This is a genomic window from Mesorhizobium sp. M5C.F.Ca.IN.020.29.1.1, assembly GCF_003997375.1.
Classification (GTDB): Bacteria; Pseudomonadota; Alphaproteobacteria; order Rhizobiales; family Rhizobiaceae; genus Mesorhizobium; species Mesorhizobium wenxiniae.
The window spans coordinates 1-2,261 of record NZ_RZSW01000758.1; the positions used below are offsets into that span (position 1 = coordinate 1).

Genomic DNA, 2,261 nt, shown 5'->3' on the forward strand with positions numbered 1-2,261 from the left:
TTTGGGCCTGGTATTATTAGCAGTTAGTGTGCTGAAAACCCTGGTGATTGCCGGGGTTTTCAGCTTCAGGCTAACCGAAATACAGCGAAATTTTTCAGGGGACCCGCCCGAGTTGTCGGCCTGCGAGTGATAGGCAGGCCTACAACGACTAATTTTCCCAAGAGAAAACTGGTGGAGCCAATCGGAATCGAACCGACGACCTCTTGAATGCCATTCAAGCGCTCTCCCAACTGAGCTATGGCCCCACTCCGGCAGTCTACCGGCGCCGTTGCCGGCGAAGAGATCCGGCGCGGGTTGAGACCGCGCCGTTAGTGCAGCGGCTTCTAACCCCGCCTTCCGTCAATATCAAGCCTTCAAGAGCCGCTTTTTATTAAGACGCCGCGAAAGTCGGCAGGCGCTTGCGCCAGAGGCCCGATCAGACTTCGTCGTCGTCGTCGCCGACGCCGATCATGTCGGCGACATCGTCGTCTTCTTCCTCTTCGTCTGCGAGGAAAGTATCGTCATCCTCGTCACCGAGGTCCACATCGTCCTCGTCATCGCCGAGATCGGGAAGATCGTCGGCTTTCGCATCCTCGTCCGCCTCTTCGAGCGAGACGACCTCGACGCCCTCTTCCTCCTCGGCGTCCACTTCCTTCTCGGCAACTTCCTCTTCCTCCTCGAGGGCGGCGATCTTGCCTTCCTCGAAATAGGAACGCGGATAGCTCTTGCCGGTATAGGGCGAGACGATCGGATCCTTGTTCAGGTCGTAGAATTTTTGACCCGTCTCGGGGTCGATGCGTTTGGTGCCAAGTTCGGGTTTTGCCACTGCAAGCCTCGTCGATGAAAGTTTGGTCCCCATAACCACAGTTTGCGGCGCTGTCAAAGCCTAAAGCCAGCGTCATAAATCGCCGCGTTGAGCGACCTCTTGCAAGGGGATGACCATTTCCGTCCGCCGTGATACGAGACCGCCCAAACCAAAAGAAAATGGCCGGCCACCGGCATTTTCACGCAGGGAAAAGCCATGTCGCATACTGCCGCCCCGAAACCGGCCACCGCCCGCAAATCGTCAGCGCTTTCAGGCGCGGCGCGGGTGCCGGGCGACAAGTCGATTTCGCACCGCTCTTTCATGTTCGGCGGCCTTGCCTCCGGCGAAACCCGCATCACCGGCCTGCTGGAAGGCGAGGACGTGATGCGCACGGGCGCCGCGATGAAGGCAATGGGCGCGCATATAGAAAAGCTCGGCACTGAGTGGGTGATCCGCGGCACCGGCAACGGCGCGCTGCTGCAGCCGGAAGGCCCGCTCGATTTCGGCAATGCCGGCACCGGCTCGCGCCTCACCATGGGCCTGGTCGGCACCTACGACATGGAAACCACCTTCATCGGCGACGCCTCGCTGTCCGGCCGGCCGATGGGCCGCGTGCTCGAACCGCTGCGCCAGATGGGCGTGCAGGTGCTGAAAGCCACACCCGGCGATCGCATGCCGATCACGCTGCACGGGCCCAAGCACGCAGCACCCATCACCTACCGTGTGCCGATGGCCTCGGCGCAGGTGAAGTCGGCGGTACTGCTCGCCGGGCTGAACACGCCTGGGATCACCACCGTCATCGAGCCGGTGATGACGCGCGACCACACCGAAAAGATGCTCAGGGGATTTGGCGCCAATCTGTCGGTCGAGACCGATGAGCGCGGCGTGCGCCATATCTTCATCGAGGGCCAGGGCAAGCTTACCGGACAAACCATCGCGGTGCCGGGCGATCCCTCCTCGGCCGGCTTCCCGCTGGTCGCGGCGCTGATCGTGCCGGGCTCCGACATCACGATCGAAAACGTGCTGATGAACCCAACCCGGACCGGGTTGCTTTTGACGCTGCAGGAAATGGGCGCCCGGATCGACATTGTCGACCCGCGTAATGAAGGCGGCGAGGATGTCGCCGATCTGCGGGTGCGTCATTCGGAACTGAAAGCCGTCACCGTGCCGCCGGAACGGGCGCCGACGATGATCGACGAATATCCGGTGCTTGCTGTCGCCGCCAGCTTCGCCGAGGGCGAGACGCTGATGCAGGGACTGGAAGAGCTGCGGGTGAAAGAATCCGACCGGCTGTCGGCAGTGGCCGAAGGACTGAAGCTCAACGGCGTCGACTGTACCGAGGGCGAGGCCTCGTTGGCGGTGCGCGGAAGGCCGGGAGGCAAGGGACTGGGCCAGCATCCCAATGGACAGGGCACCATCGTGCAGACTCATCTCGACCACCGCATCGCCATGAGCTTTCTGGTGATGGGGCTTGCGA

Annotated in this window: 2 protein-coding genes and 1 tRNA gene; 1 reads left to right on the forward strand and 2 read right to left on the reverse strand. The window is 62.0% G+C overall.

Translation table 11 applies throughout. The annotated features are described in order from the left end of the window. Positions 1–169: 169 nt before the first annotated feature. Positions 170–245: transfer RNA gene (locus EOA85_RS33155), tRNA-Ala, on the reverse strand. Between the two features lie 170 nt (positions 246–415). After that, a complete protein-coding gene (locus EOA85_RS33160) occupies positions 416–805 on the reverse strand; it encodes a TIGR02300 family protein (RefSeq protein WP_127212523.1) in 390 nt (129 codons plus the stop codon). Positions 806–1,000: 195 nt separating this feature from the next. On the opposite strand from EOA85_RS33160, the gene aroA reads away from it, so the two are divergent. Beyond that, positions 1,001–2,261 (forward strand): 3-phosphoshikimate 1-carboxyvinyltransferase (gene aroA / locus EOA85_RS33165; RefSeq protein WP_127212524.1); only part of this gene is annotated, 1,261 nt, incomplete at its 3' end.